This window comes from Brevibacterium atlanticum (assembly GCF_011617245.1).
Classification (GTDB): domain Bacteria; phylum Actinomycetota; class Actinomycetes; order Actinomycetales; family Brevibacteriaceae; genus Brevibacterium; species Brevibacterium atlanticum.
In genome coordinates this window covers 2,739,992-2,754,652 of sequence record NZ_CP050152.1, presented here as the reverse complement: position 1 = coordinate 2,754,652, position 14,661 = coordinate 2,739,992, and the positions used below count along the sequence as shown (strand labels likewise).

Below are 14,661 nucleotides of genomic sequence, written 5' to 3'. Positions count from 1 at the left end.
GGCGAGGGGATGAGCCCCACTTCCAGGCGTGGCACCGCCCACACGACAGTGCGCGCCGCATCATGAGACAATAGGGCCGTGAGTTCTCAAGCAGGCAGAAGGCAGACCAGGCCCGTCGTGGAGCATCCCGACGGCACCACTTCGAAGACGCCCACCCGTGACGGGCGTCCCCTTCTCAACTTCAAGTCCGCGCGCGTCAAGCAGCCGCCCGAGCACCTGGCGGACATGACCATGGACGAACGCGTTGCCGCGGTGACCGAGATGGGCCTGCCCGCCTTCCGTGCCAAGCAGATCTCCACGCACTACTTCAGCCACTACGTCACCGACACAGAGCAGATGACCGATCTGCCGAAGGACCGCCGCGCTGAGATCCAAGAGCGCTTCTTCCCGCACCTGCTCACCGAGGTCCGCCGCCTGCGCACCGAGAACGGCGACACGATCAAGTTCCTGTGGCGTCTCTTCGATGGTGCGCTCGTCGAGTCCGTGCTCATGCGCTACCGCAATCGAGTGACTCTGTGTGTGTCCAGCCAGTGCGGCTGCGGCATGAACTGTCCCTTCTGCGCCACCGGTCAGCAGGGCCTGACGCGGAACATGTCGACGGCCGAGATCGTCGAACAGGTCGTGCGCGCCAACCAGGTCATCGCCGCCGGCGAACTCGCTGCGGCACCGTCATCGGACATGCCCGGTGCGCGGGAGACCGCGCTCGGCGCCGAGTCCGACGAATCGGACACCGCCGGTGAGTCGGCGTTCGACGGGGACGGCGCGGCCACCTCGGCGAGCGGACCCGAACGGGTCTCGAACATCGTCTTCATGGGGATGGGCGAGCCCCTGGCCAACTACAAACGCGTGATGAACGCGGTGCGCCGGTTCGTCGGCACCGGACCCGAGGGCCTGGGCATGTCGGCGCGACGGATCACGATCTCCACGGTGGGGCTGGTGCCCGGCATCAACAAACTCGCCGCCGAGGACATCCCCGTGACCTTCGCGCTCAGCCTCCACGCCCCCGACGACGAACTGCGCGACGAGATGATCCCGGTCAACACCCGGTGGAAGGCCGATGAGGCGATCGACGCCGCCTACAACTACTTCCAGGTCACCGGTCGACGCGTGAGCATCGAATACGCGCTGATCAAGGACATGAACGATCACGTGTGGCGCGCCGAGCTGCTGGCGAAGAAGCTCAACGCCCGCGGCCGCGGCTGGGTGCACGTCAACCCGATCCCGCTCAACCCGACCCCCGGTTCGGTGTGGACGGCCTCGGAACCCGAGGTCGCCGACGAATTCGTCCGCCGACTCGTCGACCACGGCATCCCGACGACGATCCGCGACACCCGCGGCTCCGATATCGACGGCGCCTGCGGTCAGCTCGCCGCCGCGGATTGAGCGCGCAGCGGCCTCAGCGCCCAGCGTCCTCGGGCTCATCAGCCGCGTGCACGCAATTTCCACGCCATCCATCTATCATGGTGGAAACGACACAGCCACTCGCTTCTGGAGGAGACATGGCGGACACGACTTTCCCTCGAATGTCCGGTTGGAAGAACGGATACGACCCCAAACAGGTCGACAGCTTCTTCAAGCGGGCACGTGAGTCCTTCGAGCGCCCGACGCCGCAGCCCGGCGACCTCGACTCGCGAGCCGTGCGCACGGTCGGCTTCGACCTCGTCCGCAAGGGCTACCACGTCGCCGTCGTCGACGCCGCCCTCGACCGCCTCGAGGACGCGTTCGCCAAGCAGGCCCGCGACCGCCTCATCGCGCAGTCGGGTCAGGACGCCTGGGTCTCCGAGCTCACCCGCGTCGCCGCGTCCCTGCGGGGACGTCTGGTCCGCGAAGCCGGGGAACGCTTCGACAACCCGGCTCCCGGCGTCATCGGCTACGACATCGTCCAGGTCGACGACATGTGCGACAAGGTCAACTCCTACTTCACGCAGGGCGTGGCGATGAGCGTCGACCAGGTCCGTCGCGTGCTGTTCAAGACCGCGAAGGGCAAGAAGGCCTACGACGAGGACCAGGTGGATGCGTTCATCGACCGTGTCGTCGAGGTGATGGCCTCCGTTGACTGACTTCCACTACTTCGCCGTTCCCACCGCTGATCAGCCGGGAACCCTCAACCCGGTCTACGAACTCCTCGACTTCCCGATCGTCATGGGTCGGGCCGACGATATCGTGCTCACCGGCCCCGCACCCGAGAAACCCTTGGTCGACGGCCGTGAAGTCACCGATCCGCGTCTGATCGCCGCCCTGTCCGTGCCCGTCGAACTCGATCGCGCCGAGGCGCTCGATCGCAGTGCGAAGCTCGCCGGGGTGCTGCGGACGATGGGCGTGATCCCCGAATCCGGTGCGGTGCTCACCCTCGCCGAGGATGTCCCGCCCCTGGCGCGAGCGCTGACTCTGCTGGCTGCCGCCCGAGTCGGGCTGACGGTTGATCTTCGCAGCGGAGCGAGTGGTGATGCGCCGATCGTCGTCCACGGCATCGAAGCCGAAGCGGTCGAACCCGGGCGTGCGTCGATCAAGGTCACCCGCTCCCGTTTCGAAGGTGTGGGCGTGACCATCGACGGTGAGATCGCGAACCTCGACCAGGCGATGCGCGACTCCCGCGTCGAATTCGCCTCCGTCGTTCCGCTGTCGCCCGACCAGACCCTGCTGCTCACGGACTCCGGTGAGATCGATGCGATGTCGAGCCTCGAATGGCTGCGACGTGAGGTGCTCTCTGAAGCCTGAGTACGGGTCTCTGACTCCTGAGCACGGGAACCAGCTCTTCCACATGATCGTGGACACCCTTCGACGTGCCGGCTGCGTCTTCGCCGAAGAAGAAGCCGCCATCCTCCTTGAGTCGGTGGGCAATGGTGCCGGAACAGGTGACGGTGCCGTTTCGAGCGGCAGCACGGGTTCCGGCACCGTTGTCGGGCCGTGTGACCGAGTCGATTCGGTGCTCCGAGATCGTGTGGCCAGGCGGGTCGCAGGCGAACCGCTCGAACAGATCGTCGGCTGGGTCGACTTCGCCGGACTCCGGCTGCGCACGTTGCCTGGCGTATTCGTCCCCCGACAGCGGACGCGCCTTTTAGCCGAACACACGGTGCGAGTCATCGAACAGATGCTTCGGCCGCAGCCAGTCGACGTACGACCGGGTGCGCCGGACACACAGCTCCCGACAACCTCTCGGACGACCGGCTCCGCGGCACCGGTCGTCGTCGAAGCCTTCTGCGGCGTCGGCCCAGTGGGATCCTACGTGGCTGCTTCGCTCGCCGAGGTGCACCTCCACCTCGGCGACACGGACGCCCACGCCGTCGAATGTGCCGTCGACAACGCTCGGACGGTCGCCGGTGGGGTGCCGAACGCGAGCGACGATCTGCCTGCCGCCGCGTCGACCGGCCATCCGACCTCGTCACGGAGTCCGGACGCTGCCGGCGTCGTCGTCAGTGGCCACCGGCTCGACTGCTTGGTGGGCCTCCCGGACGAACTGCGTCACGGGGTCGACGTCATCACAGCCGTTCCGCCCTATGTGCCCACCACTGCGGCGGACTTCCTGCCCCGAGAAGCCGTGGACTTCGAACCCAGCACCGCCTTGTTCGGCGGCACCGATGGGCTCGACCTCGTCCGTCGCCTCATCGCCGAGGCCGATCACTGGCTGGCCACGGACGGAGTGCTGCTCATCGAACTCGGCCGCGAACAAGCTGCCGACGCACTCACATACGCCAGTGCACGGGGGCTGGTCGGGACCGGCCGCCTCGGCGAGGGTGATGAGGACCTGGACTGGGCGGACGACGGCCCGGACGGACACCTCGGCGAGGGTGACGACCATCCCGGCGGGCATACTGTCGTGCTTGAACTGCGCCGCGCACGCTGACCCGACCGGGCGAGGAAACACTGCTGTCCATTGGAAGTGCGGGGGTACAGCATTCGATCACTACGTGGGCACTTTCGATAGACAGTCGCCGCGTGTGCAGACGCGGCGCCGGCGTGAAGACGACGACCGCCCGCCGAAATCCGCAGAGTCGACGGGCGGTTGGGGTACAGGGTCTCAGCGCCGGGCGCGATGCTCAGGGCGTTGCGGGCCTCAGCACCGCGGGCCCCAGCACCAGCTGATCAGTTCGCGAAGGCGTTGATGCCGGTGAGGGTGCGGCCCAGGGTCAGCTGGTGGACCTCGTGGGTGCCTTCGTAGGTGAGCACGGTCTCGAGGTTGACCGCATGACGCAGCGGCGGGTATTCGCTCGTGATGCCCGAACCGCCGAAGAGTGCACGCAGGTCGCGGCAGACGTTCATCGCGGTGTCGACGTTGACCATCTTGCCGAGGCTGATCTGCTCGGGACGCACGCCCTTCTCCGAGTCCTTGATCTTGCCCAGGTGCGCGGCCAGAAGCGTGATCTGCGAGTACTGGCCGAAGGCCTTCGCGAGCTTCTGCTGCGTGATCTGGAACGAGGACAGCGGACGATCGAACTGCACGCGGGTGCCCGTGTACTCCAGGGCTGAGAGCAGTGCGTCGCGGGCGGCTCCCGTGACACCGAAGACGATGCCGTAGCCGGCCTCGGACAGGCAGGACAGAGGACCCTTGAGCCCCTTGGCCTTCGGCAGCATCGCATCCTCAGGCAGGCGCACATTGTCGAGGACGATCTCACCGGTGATCGAGGCGCGCAGCGAGATCTTGCGGTGGATCTCCGAGGTCTGCACACCCTCGGTGTTCGAGGGGACGACGAAGCCGCGGACGACGTTCTTGCCCTTGTCGTCTGTCTCTTCGGTCTTGGCCCACACGACCATGACGTCGGAGACCGGGGAGTTCGTGATCCACATCTTCGCGCCGTTGAGGATCCAGTCGGAGCCGTCCTTCCTCGCCGTGGTCTTCATGCCCGACGGGTCGGAGCCGACATCGGGTTCGGTCAGTCCGAAGCAGCCGATGGCCTTGCCGGCGGCCATCTTCGGCAGCCATTCTTCCTTCTGCGCTTCCGAACCCCAGTGGTGGATGGCGAACATCGCCAGCGACCCCTGCACGGACACAAGCGAACGCAGACCGGAGTCGACGGCCTCGAGTTCCCGGCAGGCCAGACCGTACTGGGTGGCGGTCGATCCGCCGCAGCCGTAGCCGTCGAGGTGCATGCCCAGCAGGCCGAGTTCGCCGAGTCCTTCGGCGAGTTCACGGGCGGGGATCGTCGCGTCGAGGAAGTAGTCGCCGATGTGGTCGCGGACGTTCTCGTCCAGCCACTTCTTCACGATCGATGCGAACTCGAGGTCGTCGGGTTCGAAGACCGAATCCAGTCCCAGGATGTCGTCGGGGCTCAGCGTCGTGCTCATATCCATCTCTTTCGCCATCGATAGTTGTCCTCACCCACGCGCACCGGAGCGCGTCCGTCGAGTCATTTCCCAGAGAACTTTGGCATCATCGGTTGGCGTGAGTAAACGTCAATTCATTGTAGTCGGCTCCACCGGGTCGGTCGGCACCCAGGCCCTCGACGTCCTGTCCGACCACGCGGAAGACCACGCGATCATCGGGTTGGCCGCCGGCTCCCAGCTCGACCTCCTGATCGAGCAGGCGCTCGACTTCCGGGTCCCCGTCATCGGGCTCACGACCCCACCGGAGGAGGGTGAGGCCGCCGTCCGCGCCCGGCTGGCAGAGGCGGCCGCGCGGCGCGGAGTGAGCGATCCCGTCGAGGTCATCCACCTCGGTGACACCGCCGCCGAGGTGGTCGCCGGCTTGGACGCGGACATGGTCCTCAACGCGATCACCGGTGCTGCCGGCCTGGGGACGACGCTGGCCGCACTCGAGCAGGGCACCGACGTGGCCCTGGCGAACAAGGAGTCCCTCATCATCGGCGGCTCCATCGTCCTCGATGCCGCCCGCGCCACCGGTGCCCGGCTCATCCCCATCGACAGCGAACACTCGGCCATCGCCCAGGCCCTGCGGGCCGGCACCCACGGTGAGGTCAGCAAGCTCATCATCACCGCCTCGGGTGGTCCCTTCCGCGGGATGACCCGCGATGCGCTGCGCCGTGTCAGCCCGACTCAGGCGCTCAACCATCCCACCTGGTCGATGGGGTCGATGATCACTATCAACTCGGCGACCCTGGTGAATAAGGGCCTTGAAGTCATCGAGGCCCATCTGCTCTTCGACATCGACTTCGACCACATCGAGGTCGTCGTCCACCCGCAGTCGCAGATCCAATCGATGGTCGAGTTCACCGACGCTTCGACGATCGCGCAGATCTCCCCGCCCGATATGCGCCTGCCCATCTCCTATGCTCTGGGCACGCAGAAGGACGGATCCTCGACGAGGCTGCGCTCGGGTGCCGTGCCGCACAACTGGGGTCAGCCGATGCACTGGTCCTTCGAACCGGTCAATCACCTCGCGTTCCCGGCCCTCGGTCTGTCCATCGACGCCGGGCGGAAGGGCCGCAGCTATCCGGCGGTGCTCAATGCCGCCAATGAGGTCCTCGTCGCCGCGTTCATCTCCGGCGATATTCCCTTCACCGGCATCGACAAGGGTCTCGCCCGGGCACTGGCGGCCCACGAACCGGCCGCCGAGCACACCGTGGACACAGTGCTGGCCGCCGACGCGTGGGCGCGTGAGTTCGCCACCGCCGATGTCGCCGAGCAGAAGCAGGCAGCCGAGGCGCAGAACGGGGGCCGCGCATGACCGTCGTCCTCTACATCATCGGGATCATCCTCTTCCTCATCGGCATCTCGATCTCCATCGCCTTGCACGAGCTCGGCCACCTCACCCCGGCGAAGAGGTTCGGGGTCAAGGTCACCCACTACATGGTCGGTTTCGGACCCACCCTGTTCTCCTTCCGCCGCGGTGAGACCGAATACGGCATCAAGGCGTTCCCGCTCGGCGGGTTCATCGCGATGCCCGGTATGTACCCGCCGGAAGAGGCGACCACGATGCGAGTCGACCGGGCAGGTGCTGTGGCCGCTGTCGACGGCGGCACTGCTGGATCAGCCGCGCACGGCGGCGTCACGGAAACGGCGGGCCACCTCGGCGAAGGATCGGTCGGGGACGATGCAGAAGGAACAGTCGGGGATGATGCGGCGCCGCTGCGTCGGGATCGGAAGCGACGCAGGGGGCGCCTGTTCGAGAACACGATGGCCGATGCCAGAGAGTTCTCGAATCAGGACATCGAGCCGGGGGAGGAGAACCGGACGTTCTATGCCCTCAGCGTGCCCAAACGGCTCGTCGTCATGTTCGCCGGGCCCTTCGTCAATCTGATCCTCGGCATCCTCATCATGGCGGTCTCGCTGCTCGGCATCGGCGTGACGACCCCGACGACGACCGTGCAGACCGTCGTCGAATGCGCTGTGCCCGCCTCCGAGGCCCAGCAGCGACCGGCGGATGAGCAGAACACGTGTCGCGACGACGATCAGCGCACTCCTGCGTGGGAGGCCGGGATGCAGCCCGGGGACGAGGTCACCGCGATCGCCGGCGTTGAGACGACGGACTGGGATCGGCTGTCCACGGTCATCAAGGAACATGCCGGTGAGCGGGTCGAGGTCGACTTCACCCGCGACGGGAAGGCGCAGTCGGTGACCGTGCCGATCATCGCCACCGAACGGCAGAAGTTCGACGAGTCCGGCAAGGCGCTGATGAACTCCGATGGCACTCCGCAGACCGAGACCCAGGGATTCCTCGGCATCGGACCCGTGCAGGAGCGCCAGCCTCTGCCGCTCGGCGAATTCCCCGGAGCTGTCTGGGATCAGGTCTCCGGAGTCTTCCATGCGATCGTCACTCTGCCGGTCAAACTCGTCGACATCGGCGAGGTCGCGGTCGGGACGAAGGACCGCGACACCGAAGGACTCGTCGGCATGGTGGGTGTGGGCCGCATCGCCGGTGAGATCGTCTCCACCGACAAGATCGACGTCGTCGACAAGGCGCAGATGGGGTTGGGCATGCTCGGCTCGCTCAACATCTTCCTCTTTGCGTTCAACATGATCCCGCTGCTGCCGCTCGACGGCGGACACATCGCCGTCGGCCTCTACGAAGGTGCCCGACGCCGCATCAACCGGTGGCGCGGACGCGGACTGATCGGGCCCTTCGACACGGCGAAGCTGCTGCCGCTGACGTATGTGTGCATCGGGCTGATGCTGTGTATGACGGCGCTGCTCGTCTACGTCGACCTCGTCAAACCCATCACTCTCGACGCGATCTTCAACTCCGGGGGATAGGGGCGCGGGGCTCAGGACGATGCCCGAGATAGGATCGGTTCAGACTCCGATATGACAGGACGGATGCAGGTGCAGACTATGCCGAGCGAGGAACGCGAACGTTTCATCTCATCGACGGGATGGAAGTTCATCGGATTCCTCGTGCTCGCTTTCGCACTGACTCCGGTCTTCTACGGGTTGCCCCTGCTCAGCCCGCTGTTTGCCATGGTTACGAGCGTGCGACTGCACACAACGAAGATGGTATGGCTGTGGGTGGTTGCCTCACTGCTCGTTTTGATGTCGGTCGCACCGTTCATCCTCAAGCTCGCCGGATTGAGCAACTTCGTCGTCGACTGACGGCGTGAGTCGCCAGGCGCCTCAGCTGGCGAGGTTGATCGCCTGCACCTCGCCGAGGTGGTTGAGCCCGACCGTGATCGTTGCTGTCTGATCCGCTGGATCCGTCGCCGTCCCGTTGCCCGGCACCGTGACCACTCCGCGTAAGGGGGAGACCATGGTCAGGTCCGCCTCGGTGAACGGGCCCGTGACCTGCTTGGCCGCCCGCCACCGGGAGAAGCGCTCTCGCCGTTCGTCCCTGGGCTCGTCGAGATCCATGTTCACCGAGAACAGCTCATCGGCGACCTGAACGTCGAAGTCCGCGACGAGGTTCGCCGCAGTCAGGACCGTCTGGATCTGTGCAGGCTGCGCCTCATAGCGAGGCACCGGCGCCGAGGTGGTGCTGCGGTCAAGGGTGAGATTCGGCGTCCCGATGGCTGCCGCCCAACCTGCGTCGACGGCGTTCTGGACGCTGCGCTGAGCCGGATAGTACGTGGTGTTGCCGAGCACGACGATGCTCAGCCCCAGCTCAGGGAACCAGCGCATGTGCGAACCGTATCCGGGGTAGCCTCCCGAATGGCAGACCACCCTCCCGAAGCGCGAATCCAGTCGGGTCTCCAAGCCGTATCCGTAGATCAGGGTCTCCGAATGGTGGTCGCTGCGCTGGGAATCCATGACTCGTCGACCCTGCTGGTTGCCGGTGAGAACGTGCGGCAGCGTTCCCGGATCCGCCTCGAGATCGTCGAGCGCGGCGAGGTGGGCTGACATCCATGTGCCGATGTCGCTGACCGTAGAGATCACTCCGCCGATGGGGGAGAAGACCCCGGGGCCGGTGAGCTCGGCCGGATGCAGACCGCCGTCGAGGTCGACACGGAATCCCGGTGCGAGGTCCGGGAAGTCGGTGTGGTCGAATCCGGTGCGCGTGAGCCCCAGGTGGCCGAAGATCTCCGTGCTCACGAGTTCGGTGAACGTCCGACCGGTGACCGCCTCGGCGACCATGCCGAGCACCGCATAGCCGAGGTTCGAATACTCGTAACCGGTGTCGGCAGGGGCCGTGGCGATCGCACCGCGGCGCAGCCAGGCGATCAGCTCTTCCGGGGCCATGGCCTCCATCCGGTCGGCCCACGGATCGTCCTTCGTGAACCCGGTGCCCATGGTCAGCGCCTGCCGACAGGTGCGGTCAACAATCTCGGTGCCGGCCAGCGCGGGCACGAGCTTGCCGAACGGTCGGTCGAGGTCGAGATCGTTCGCGGCAAGGAGACCGATGGTCGCGGCGGTGAAGGACTTCGTCATCGACGCGATCCGGTACGGAACGTCAGCATTCGCGGAACGGGCGGGGCCGCCTCGGCGATAGATTCCCCACGCCAGGGATCCGCCCTGGTCGGACAGGGCATTCGCCTCCGCTTCCAGCACCGCAGTCATCGCCTCGATGTCGGGTTCGACGAATCCGCGTTCGCTCACGTGTCTGCTCCTTCACATCTTCGGCACGCTTCTGGCAGGTCAGCTTCACATTACCCCGGGGAGCGCGCGGCGGGACGGAACGCACGCCCCGGACGCAGGCCACGACACGCACGATGGGGACTCATTCGGAAGTCCTACAATGGTCGTGGATCGAACAATCCGGCCGCAACGAGGCGTCACCTCGGCGTCGGCACCATCATCGTCGCTGGGCGGCAGCCAGACGGAAGGGACCGTCCTCGTGACATCGATGAGTCTCGGAATGCCCGCCCCACCACCTCCCGTCCTCGCGCCCCGGTGCGACGGGGCCGTCAGGGGCATCGTCGGGGCGGCCATCGGGGCCGCCCGAAGTCGTCGTCGGCTGAGTGCGATACGTTAAGGCGAAGAGGTTCATCATCAACAGGCGCGGTTAGGGAAGAGTACGAGAGCAGATGGTGCTGAGGATTGCGCGGCTGGGACATCAGCACACCGGGTGGCTGAACGATCTGCTCGCGCGCAATCCCTGCGAGAACGTCTACCTCATCTCCCTCATCGAGGTCACCGGCACCGCCCAGCTCAGCTCACCGGCAGGCACCCTCTACGGCATCTTCGACGGCGACCGTCCCGTGGCCGCCTACTGGGTCGGCGGGAACATCATCCCCCTGGCGGCGACCCCGGCGACGAACGAAGTGCTCGCCCGCAAACTCAACGCCGACGGCCGCGTCTCATGCTCACTCATCGGTGACCGGTCTGTCATCCTCGACCTGTGGGGCAGGCTCAACTGGGGCCGCCCACGGGGTGTGCGGGAACGGCAGCCGCTGCTGGCGATCAGCTCCGATCCGCTCGTGACCCCCGACGAGGAGGTCGTGCGGGTGACTCTCGATGACCTCGGTGCGGTGTTCCCGGCCAGTGTCGACATGTTCACCAAAGAGGTCGGGTTCTCACCGATCGAGGGCGGGACCGCAGGGTACCTGTCGCGCGTGCGCGGAATCATCCGCGGCAAGAACTGCTACGCCCGCATCTCCGACACGCTGCCGCAGGGCGGTCCGGTGCCGCGGTGGCCGGCGACCGAGCAGGACGCGCAGGTGCTGTTCAAAGCCGATATCGGCATCCGCGCTCGCCGCATCGTCCAGGTCCAAGGAGTCTGGGTCCACCCCGAGGTGCGCAATCAGGGACTCGGAGCCGCCGGCATGGCCGCCGTCGTCCAGCGCACCCGTGACAAGGGGCATTCCACCGTGAGCCTCTATGCCAATGACTACAACGAGGCGGCCCTGCGCATGTACGCCCGCGTCGGCTTCGAGCAGGTCGGCACCTTCGCCACCATCATGTACTGAGGCATCTTGTACTGCGACATCTTGTACTGCGACTCGGTCGTGGAGGTGGCTCAGACTCGCTGACCGCTCAATCGCGCCGGTTGCGCGACTGCGGTTTGGCCAGGTCGCCCAAGAACTTCTCCATCTCCCGACGGTCCTTCTTCGTCGGCCTGCCCAGACCTTTGTCGCGGCGGGGCACGAAACCGCGCAGCGCCGGATCCGGTGGGGGAGTGAGGTCCTCATAGCACTGCACGGCCACGGATGCCTGGAGCCGGGTGGGGATGAAGCCGGTGATCGTCCAGACGAACTCGGAGCCGGCCTTGCGCACCCGCACCTCCTGACCGATGCTCACCTTCTGCGCGGCCTTGACCCGTTGGCCGTCGACCTGCACGTGCCCGCCGCGGCACGCCTGGGTGGCGAGGTTGCGGGTCTTGAACATCCTTGTCGTCCACAGCCACATGTCGATGCGCATGTGCTTGCCTGGGGACCGGTCGATCTCGGTCATGGGCGCCGGTCCTCATGCGTGCGGCCCGCACCTTCGGTGACGTTGAGTCGGGAGTCGGCGCGCAGGGCGAGTTCGGAACGACGGGTGAAGGTCTGGGCGGGGCGTCCTCGGCCCTGGCTGACGGCCTGTCCGGTGGGATCGAGCAGCGGCAGCATCGTACGCCGGAACGTATCGGCCTGCAGACTCTCACCGGCGACGATCTCATGCAGCTCGCGCAGCTGCCGCAGCGAGAACTCGGACTCGAGCAGACCGAACGGATCGGGGGTGCGCTCATGCAGCGCCCGCAGCCGGTGGACGGCCACGCGCACGATCTCCTGATGTTCGGCACTGAGCTCATGCACCTCCTGCACGGGCACGAGCCGGCGACGGTGGATCGGGGAGTCGGCGTGATCGGAATCCCTGGCGGCCGCCTCGGCGGGGGTGCTGTCATCATCGGTGCGCCCGATATCGCTCGGGGCGAGCACGTCGAGGTGGGCCACGGAGATCACCCAGCCGCGGTCGTCACGGTCGGGCTGGTCGAACACGTGCAGCTGCACCGGGGCACGATCGACCAGGCGAGCCTTCTCGCGCAGGCACCGGGCGACCGCCTCGGCGAGGCGCTCCTGCGGACGCAGGATCGACCCGGGCAGCTGCCACACCCCATCGCCGGGATGAGTGAGGAGAACATGCAGGCCGCGGCCGGGCACGGGGCAGAGGACCGCGGTGTCGACCGCGACCGAGGGCCGCGGGAACTGCGTGAGTTGGCTCGGATCAGGCATGCTCTTCGTATCGTTCGCACTCGTCGTCGATGGACCCGGCCGGCGGACGGTGAGGCCCGGGCCGGTGCTGCGCTTCCGCGCAGCACGCACCAGTCTAATTCTCTTCGCGCAGGTGACGAATCCACGGCCGCATCAGGCCGTGCGAACGTACGGGCAGGTGTGCGGTCGGCGCACGATCGACACTCGGTCGGCCGTGGGAGATTCGGGCCCGATCCGATTCCCTGCCCCTCGCCCGCGTGCGATAGTGTTCGATCTGAGTCCTGACGAGTTGAGGAGAAACACCCATGGCCCTGCGCATGTCGTCCCTGTTCGTGCGAACCCAGAAGGAGGACCCGGTCGGCGCCGAGGTGGCCAGCCACAAGCTGCTCCACCGCGCCGGATACATCCGCCGTTCCGCTCCGGGGATCTACACGTGGCTGCCGCTGGGCCTGGCTGTGCTGAACAAGATCGAGGCCATCGTGCGTGAGGAGATGGCGCTCGCCGGCTCCCAGGAAGTCCACTTTCCGGGCCTGCTGCCCGCCGATCCGTACAAGACCTCCGGGCGGTGGGAAGCCTTCGGACCCGACCTGTTCCACCTCAAGGATCGGCGCGAGAACGACTACATCCTCGCCCCCACCCACGAGGAGGTCTTCACCCTCCTGGTCAAGGACCTCTACTCCTCGTACAAGGATCTGCCGCTGTCGATCTACCAGATCCAGACGAAGTACCGCGACGAGGCCCGCCCCCGCGCCGGTCTGCTGCGCGGCCGTGAGTTCATCATGAAGGACGCCTACTCCTTCGACGTCGACGATGCCGGACTCGACGCCTCGTATGAGGCCATGCGCGTGGCCTACCTGCGCGCCTTCGCCCGCCTCGGCCTGCCCTGCCTGCCCGTCAAGGCGACTCCCGGTGCGATGGGCGGATCCGGCACCGAGGAATTCATCTACCCCTCCGAGGTCGGCGAGGACACGTTCGTGCGCTCGCCCGGCGGATACGCCGCCAACGTCGAGGCCGTGACCTCGATCGTGCCCGAGGAGATCCCGTACTCCGAGTCTCCGGCCGCTCATGTCGAGGACACCCCTGACACCCCGACCATCGAGACCCTCGTGGCCGCCGCAAACGCCTCGCATCCGCGTGAGGACCGCGAGTGGACGGCGGCAGACACCCTGAAGAACGTCGTCTGCGCCGTCACCCACCCCGACGGCACCCGCGAGATCATCGTCATCGGCCTGCCCGGCGACCGCGAGGTCGACCTCGACCGGGCCGCGGGCACCGGCATGCTCGGCGACGGTGAGGTCGACCTCGAAGCCGCCACCGCCGAGGACCTCGCCGCCCACCCCGAACTCGTCAAGGGCTACATCGGGCCCGGCAACTCGCTCGATGCGCCGGTGCTCGGCCTCGAATCGGCGTCGAAGATCCGCTACCTCCTCGACCCCCGCGTCGTCGACGGCACCCGCTGGATCACCGGCGCCAACGAAGCCGGCCGCCACGTCTTCGACCTCGTCACCGGCCGTGACTTCACCGCCGACGGCACGATCGAAGCCGCCGAGGTCGTGCTCGGCGATCCCGCCCCCGACGGTTCGGGACCGCTGGAGCTCGCCCGCGGTGTCGAGATCGGTCAGATCTTCAAGCTCGGCCGCAAGTACGCTGAGGCCCTCGACCTCAAGGTGCTCGACCAGAACGGCAAGACCGCGACCGTGACGATGGGCTCCTACGGGCTCGGCGTCACCCGTGTCATGGCCTGCATCGCCGAGGAATACCACTCGGAGAACGGTCTGCTGTGGCCCCAGCACCTGGCCCCGGCCGACGTCCACATCATCGTCGCCGGCAAGGGCGAGGAGATCGTCGCGGCCGCTGAGACCATGACCGCCGAGCTCGAAGCCGAGGGCGTCTCCGTCCTCCTCGACGACCGGAACAAGGTCTCACCCGGCTTCAAATTCGCCGACGCCGAACTCATCGGCATCCCCACGGTCATCGTCATCGGCCGCGGGCTGGCCGACGGGCTCGTCGAAGTCCGCGATCGCCTGGCCGATGCGAAGTCCGATCTTCCCGTCGCCGAGGTGGTCCCCTCCACCGTCGCCCGCGTCCGTGAGGCGTACGCTAAGGCGAATGCGGCCGCGGATGCGGCACTCGCCGCCGACGGCGCAGACTCCGCTGGGGTCGTTGCGGACTCCGCTTCCGCCGTGAACGGCTGAGCCACCTCGGTGTT

General features: G+C 66.9%; 13 protein-coding genes. 9 read left to right on the top strand and 4 right to left on the bottom strand.

The window, feature by feature from the left end:
- Positions 1 to 117: 117 nt before the first annotated feature.
- The 4 genes from rlmN (at position 118) to GUY23_RS12265 (ending at position 3,844) form a co-directional block, all read left to right on the top strand.
- Positions 118 to 1,383: a 23S rRNA (adenine(2503)-C(2))-methyltransferase RlmN gene (rlmN, locus tag GUY23_RS12280; RefSeq protein ID WP_228282837.1), complete on the top strand. Its 1,266-nt coding sequence runs from the start codon at positions 118 to 120 to the stop codon at positions 1,381 to 1,383.
- Between the two features lie 116 nt (positions 1,384 to 1,499).
- Positions 1,500 to 2,060 (top strand): DivIVA domain-containing protein, encoded by a 561-nt coding sequence (locus tag GUY23_RS12275; RefSeq protein ID WP_166972701.1) that lies wholly within the window; start codon positions 1,500 to 1,502, stop codon positions 2,058 to 2,060.
- Positions 2,053 to 2,718 (top strand): hypothetical protein, encoded by a 666-nt coding sequence (locus GUY23_RS12270; RefSeq protein WP_166972700.1) that lies wholly within the window; start codon positions 2,053 to 2,055, stop codon positions 2,716 to 2,718. Before GUY23_RS12275 ends, GUY23_RS12270 begins: the two co-directional genes overlap by 8 nt.
- A 43-nt stretch (positions 2,719 to 2,761) precedes the next feature.
- Entirely contained in the window at positions 2,762 to 3,844 is a 1,083-nt protein-coding gene (locus GUY23_RS12265; protein ID WP_208085341.1) for a N5-glutamine methyltransferase family protein, read from the top strand.
- 239 nt (positions 3,845 to 4,083) lie between these two features.
- Here GUY23_RS12265 and GUY23_RS12260 read toward each other — a convergent pair whose 3' ends face one another.
- Positions 4,084 to 5,283, bottom strand: coding sequence for an acyl-CoA dehydrogenase family protein (locus tag GUY23_RS12260; RefSeq protein WP_166972698.1), 1,200 nt, complete (start codon positions 5,281 to 5,283; stop codon positions 4,084 to 4,086).
- A gap of 97 nt (positions 5,284 to 5,380) precedes the next feature.
- Here GUY23_RS12260 and dxr point away from each other — a divergent pair, with 97 nt between their 5' ends.
- The 3 genes from dxr (at position 5,381) to GUY23_RS12245 (ending at position 8,484) form a co-directional block, all read left to right on the top strand.
- Positions 5,381 to 6,622 carry a 1-deoxy-D-xylulose-5-phosphate reductoisomerase gene (gene dxr, locus GUY23_RS12255; RefSeq protein WP_166972696.1) on the top strand — a complete coding sequence of 414 codons (1,242 nt, stop codon included), beginning with the start codon at positions 5,381 to 5,383 and terminating at the stop codon, positions 6,620 to 6,622.
- Positions 6,619 to 8,148: a M50 family metallopeptidase gene (locus GUY23_RS12250; RefSeq protein WP_166972694.1), complete on the top strand. Its 1,530-nt coding sequence runs from the start codon at positions 6,619 to 6,621 to the stop codon at positions 8,146 to 8,148. The genes dxr and GUY23_RS12250 overlap by 4 nt, the downstream gene beginning before the upstream one ends.
- Before the next feature lie 63 nt (positions 8,149 to 8,211).
- A complete protein-coding gene (locus GUY23_RS12245; RefSeq protein WP_166972692.1) occupies positions 8,212 to 8,484 on the top strand; it encodes a hypothetical protein in 273 nt (90 codons plus the stop codon).
- Between the two features lie 21 nt (positions 8,485 to 8,505).
- On the opposite strand, the gene GUY23_RS12240 is transcribed toward GUY23_RS12245, so the two are convergent.
- Positions 8,506 to 9,921 (bottom strand): serine hydrolase domain-containing protein, encoded by a 1,416-nt coding sequence (locus GUY23_RS12240; RefSeq protein ID WP_166972690.1) that lies wholly within the window; start codon positions 9,919 to 9,921, stop codon positions 8,506 to 8,508.
- 428 nt (positions 9,922 to 10,349) lie between these two features.
- Between GUY23_RS12240 and GUY23_RS12235 the strand changes: the two genes are divergently transcribed.
- On the top strand, positions 10,350 to 11,231 hold the full coding sequence (locus GUY23_RS12235) for a GNAT family N-acetyltransferase (RefSeq protein WP_166972688.1): 882 nt from the start codon (positions 10,350 to 10,352) through the stop codon (positions 11,229 to 11,231).
- A 67-nt stretch (positions 11,232 to 11,298) separates the two neighbouring features.
- On the opposite strand, the gene GUY23_RS12230 is transcribed toward GUY23_RS12235, so the two are convergent.
- Together GUY23_RS12230 and GUY23_RS12225 are read right to left on the bottom strand one after the other, a co-directional pair.
- The gene (locus GUY23_RS12230) at positions 11,299 to 11,715 is read right to left on the bottom strand and encodes an RNA-binding S4 domain-containing protein (RefSeq protein WP_166972686.1); all 417 of its coding nucleotides are present in this window, start codon (positions 11,713 to 11,715) and stop codon (positions 11,299 to 11,301) included.
- The gene (locus tag GUY23_RS12225; protein WP_166972684.1) at positions 11,712 to 12,473 is read right to left on the bottom strand and encodes an NUDIX hydrolase; all 762 of its coding nucleotides are present in this window, start codon (positions 12,471 to 12,473) and stop codon (positions 11,712 to 11,714) included. The genes GUY23_RS12230 and GUY23_RS12225 overlap by 4 nt, the downstream gene beginning before the upstream one ends.
- A 284-nt stretch (positions 12,474 to 12,757) precedes the next feature.
- Between GUY23_RS12225 and GUY23_RS12220 the strand changes: the two genes are divergently transcribed.
- Positions 12,758 to 14,647: a proline--tRNA ligase gene (locus tag GUY23_RS12220; RefSeq protein WP_166972682.1), complete on the top strand. Its 1,890-nt coding sequence runs from the start codon at positions 12,758 to 12,760 to the stop codon at positions 14,645 to 14,647.
- Positions 14,648 to 14,661: the final 14 nt, after the last annotated feature.

Coding starts and splice junctions, on each gene's coding strand:
- GUY23_RS12275 (WP_166972701.1), top strand. CDS start 1,500: ATGGCGGACACGACTTTCCCTCGAATGTCCGGTTGGAAGAACGGATAC.
- GUY23_RS12265 (WP_208085341.1), top strand. CDS start 2,762: ATGATCGTGGACACCCTTCGACGTGCCGGCTGCGTCTTCGCCGAAGAA.
- GUY23_RS12260 (WP_166972698.1), bottom strand. CDS start 5,283: ATGAGCACGACGCTGAGCCCCGACGACATCCTGGGACTGGATTCGGTC.
- GUY23_RS12250 (WP_166972694.1), top strand. CDS start 6,619: ATGACCGTCGTCCTCTACATCATCGGGATCATCCTCTTCCTCATCGGC.
- GUY23_RS12245 (WP_166972692.1), top strand. CDS start 8,212: ATGCAGGTGCAGACTATGCCGAGCGAGGAACGCGAACGTTTCATCTCA.
- GUY23_RS12235 (WP_166972688.1), top strand. CDS start 10,350: ATGGTGCTGAGGATTGCGCGGCTGGGACATCAGCACACCGGGTGGCTG.
- GUY23_RS12230 (WP_166972686.1), bottom strand. CDS start 11,715: ATGACCGAGATCGACCGGTCCCCAGGCAAGCACATGCGCATCGACATG.
- GUY23_RS12225 (WP_166972684.1), bottom strand. CDS start 12,473: ATGCCTGATCCGAGCCAACTCACGCAGTTCCCGCGGCCCTCGGTCGCG.
- GUY23_RS12220 (WP_166972682.1), top strand. CDS start 12,758: ATGGCCCTGCGCATGTCGTCCCTGTTCGTGCGAACCCAGAAGGAGGAC.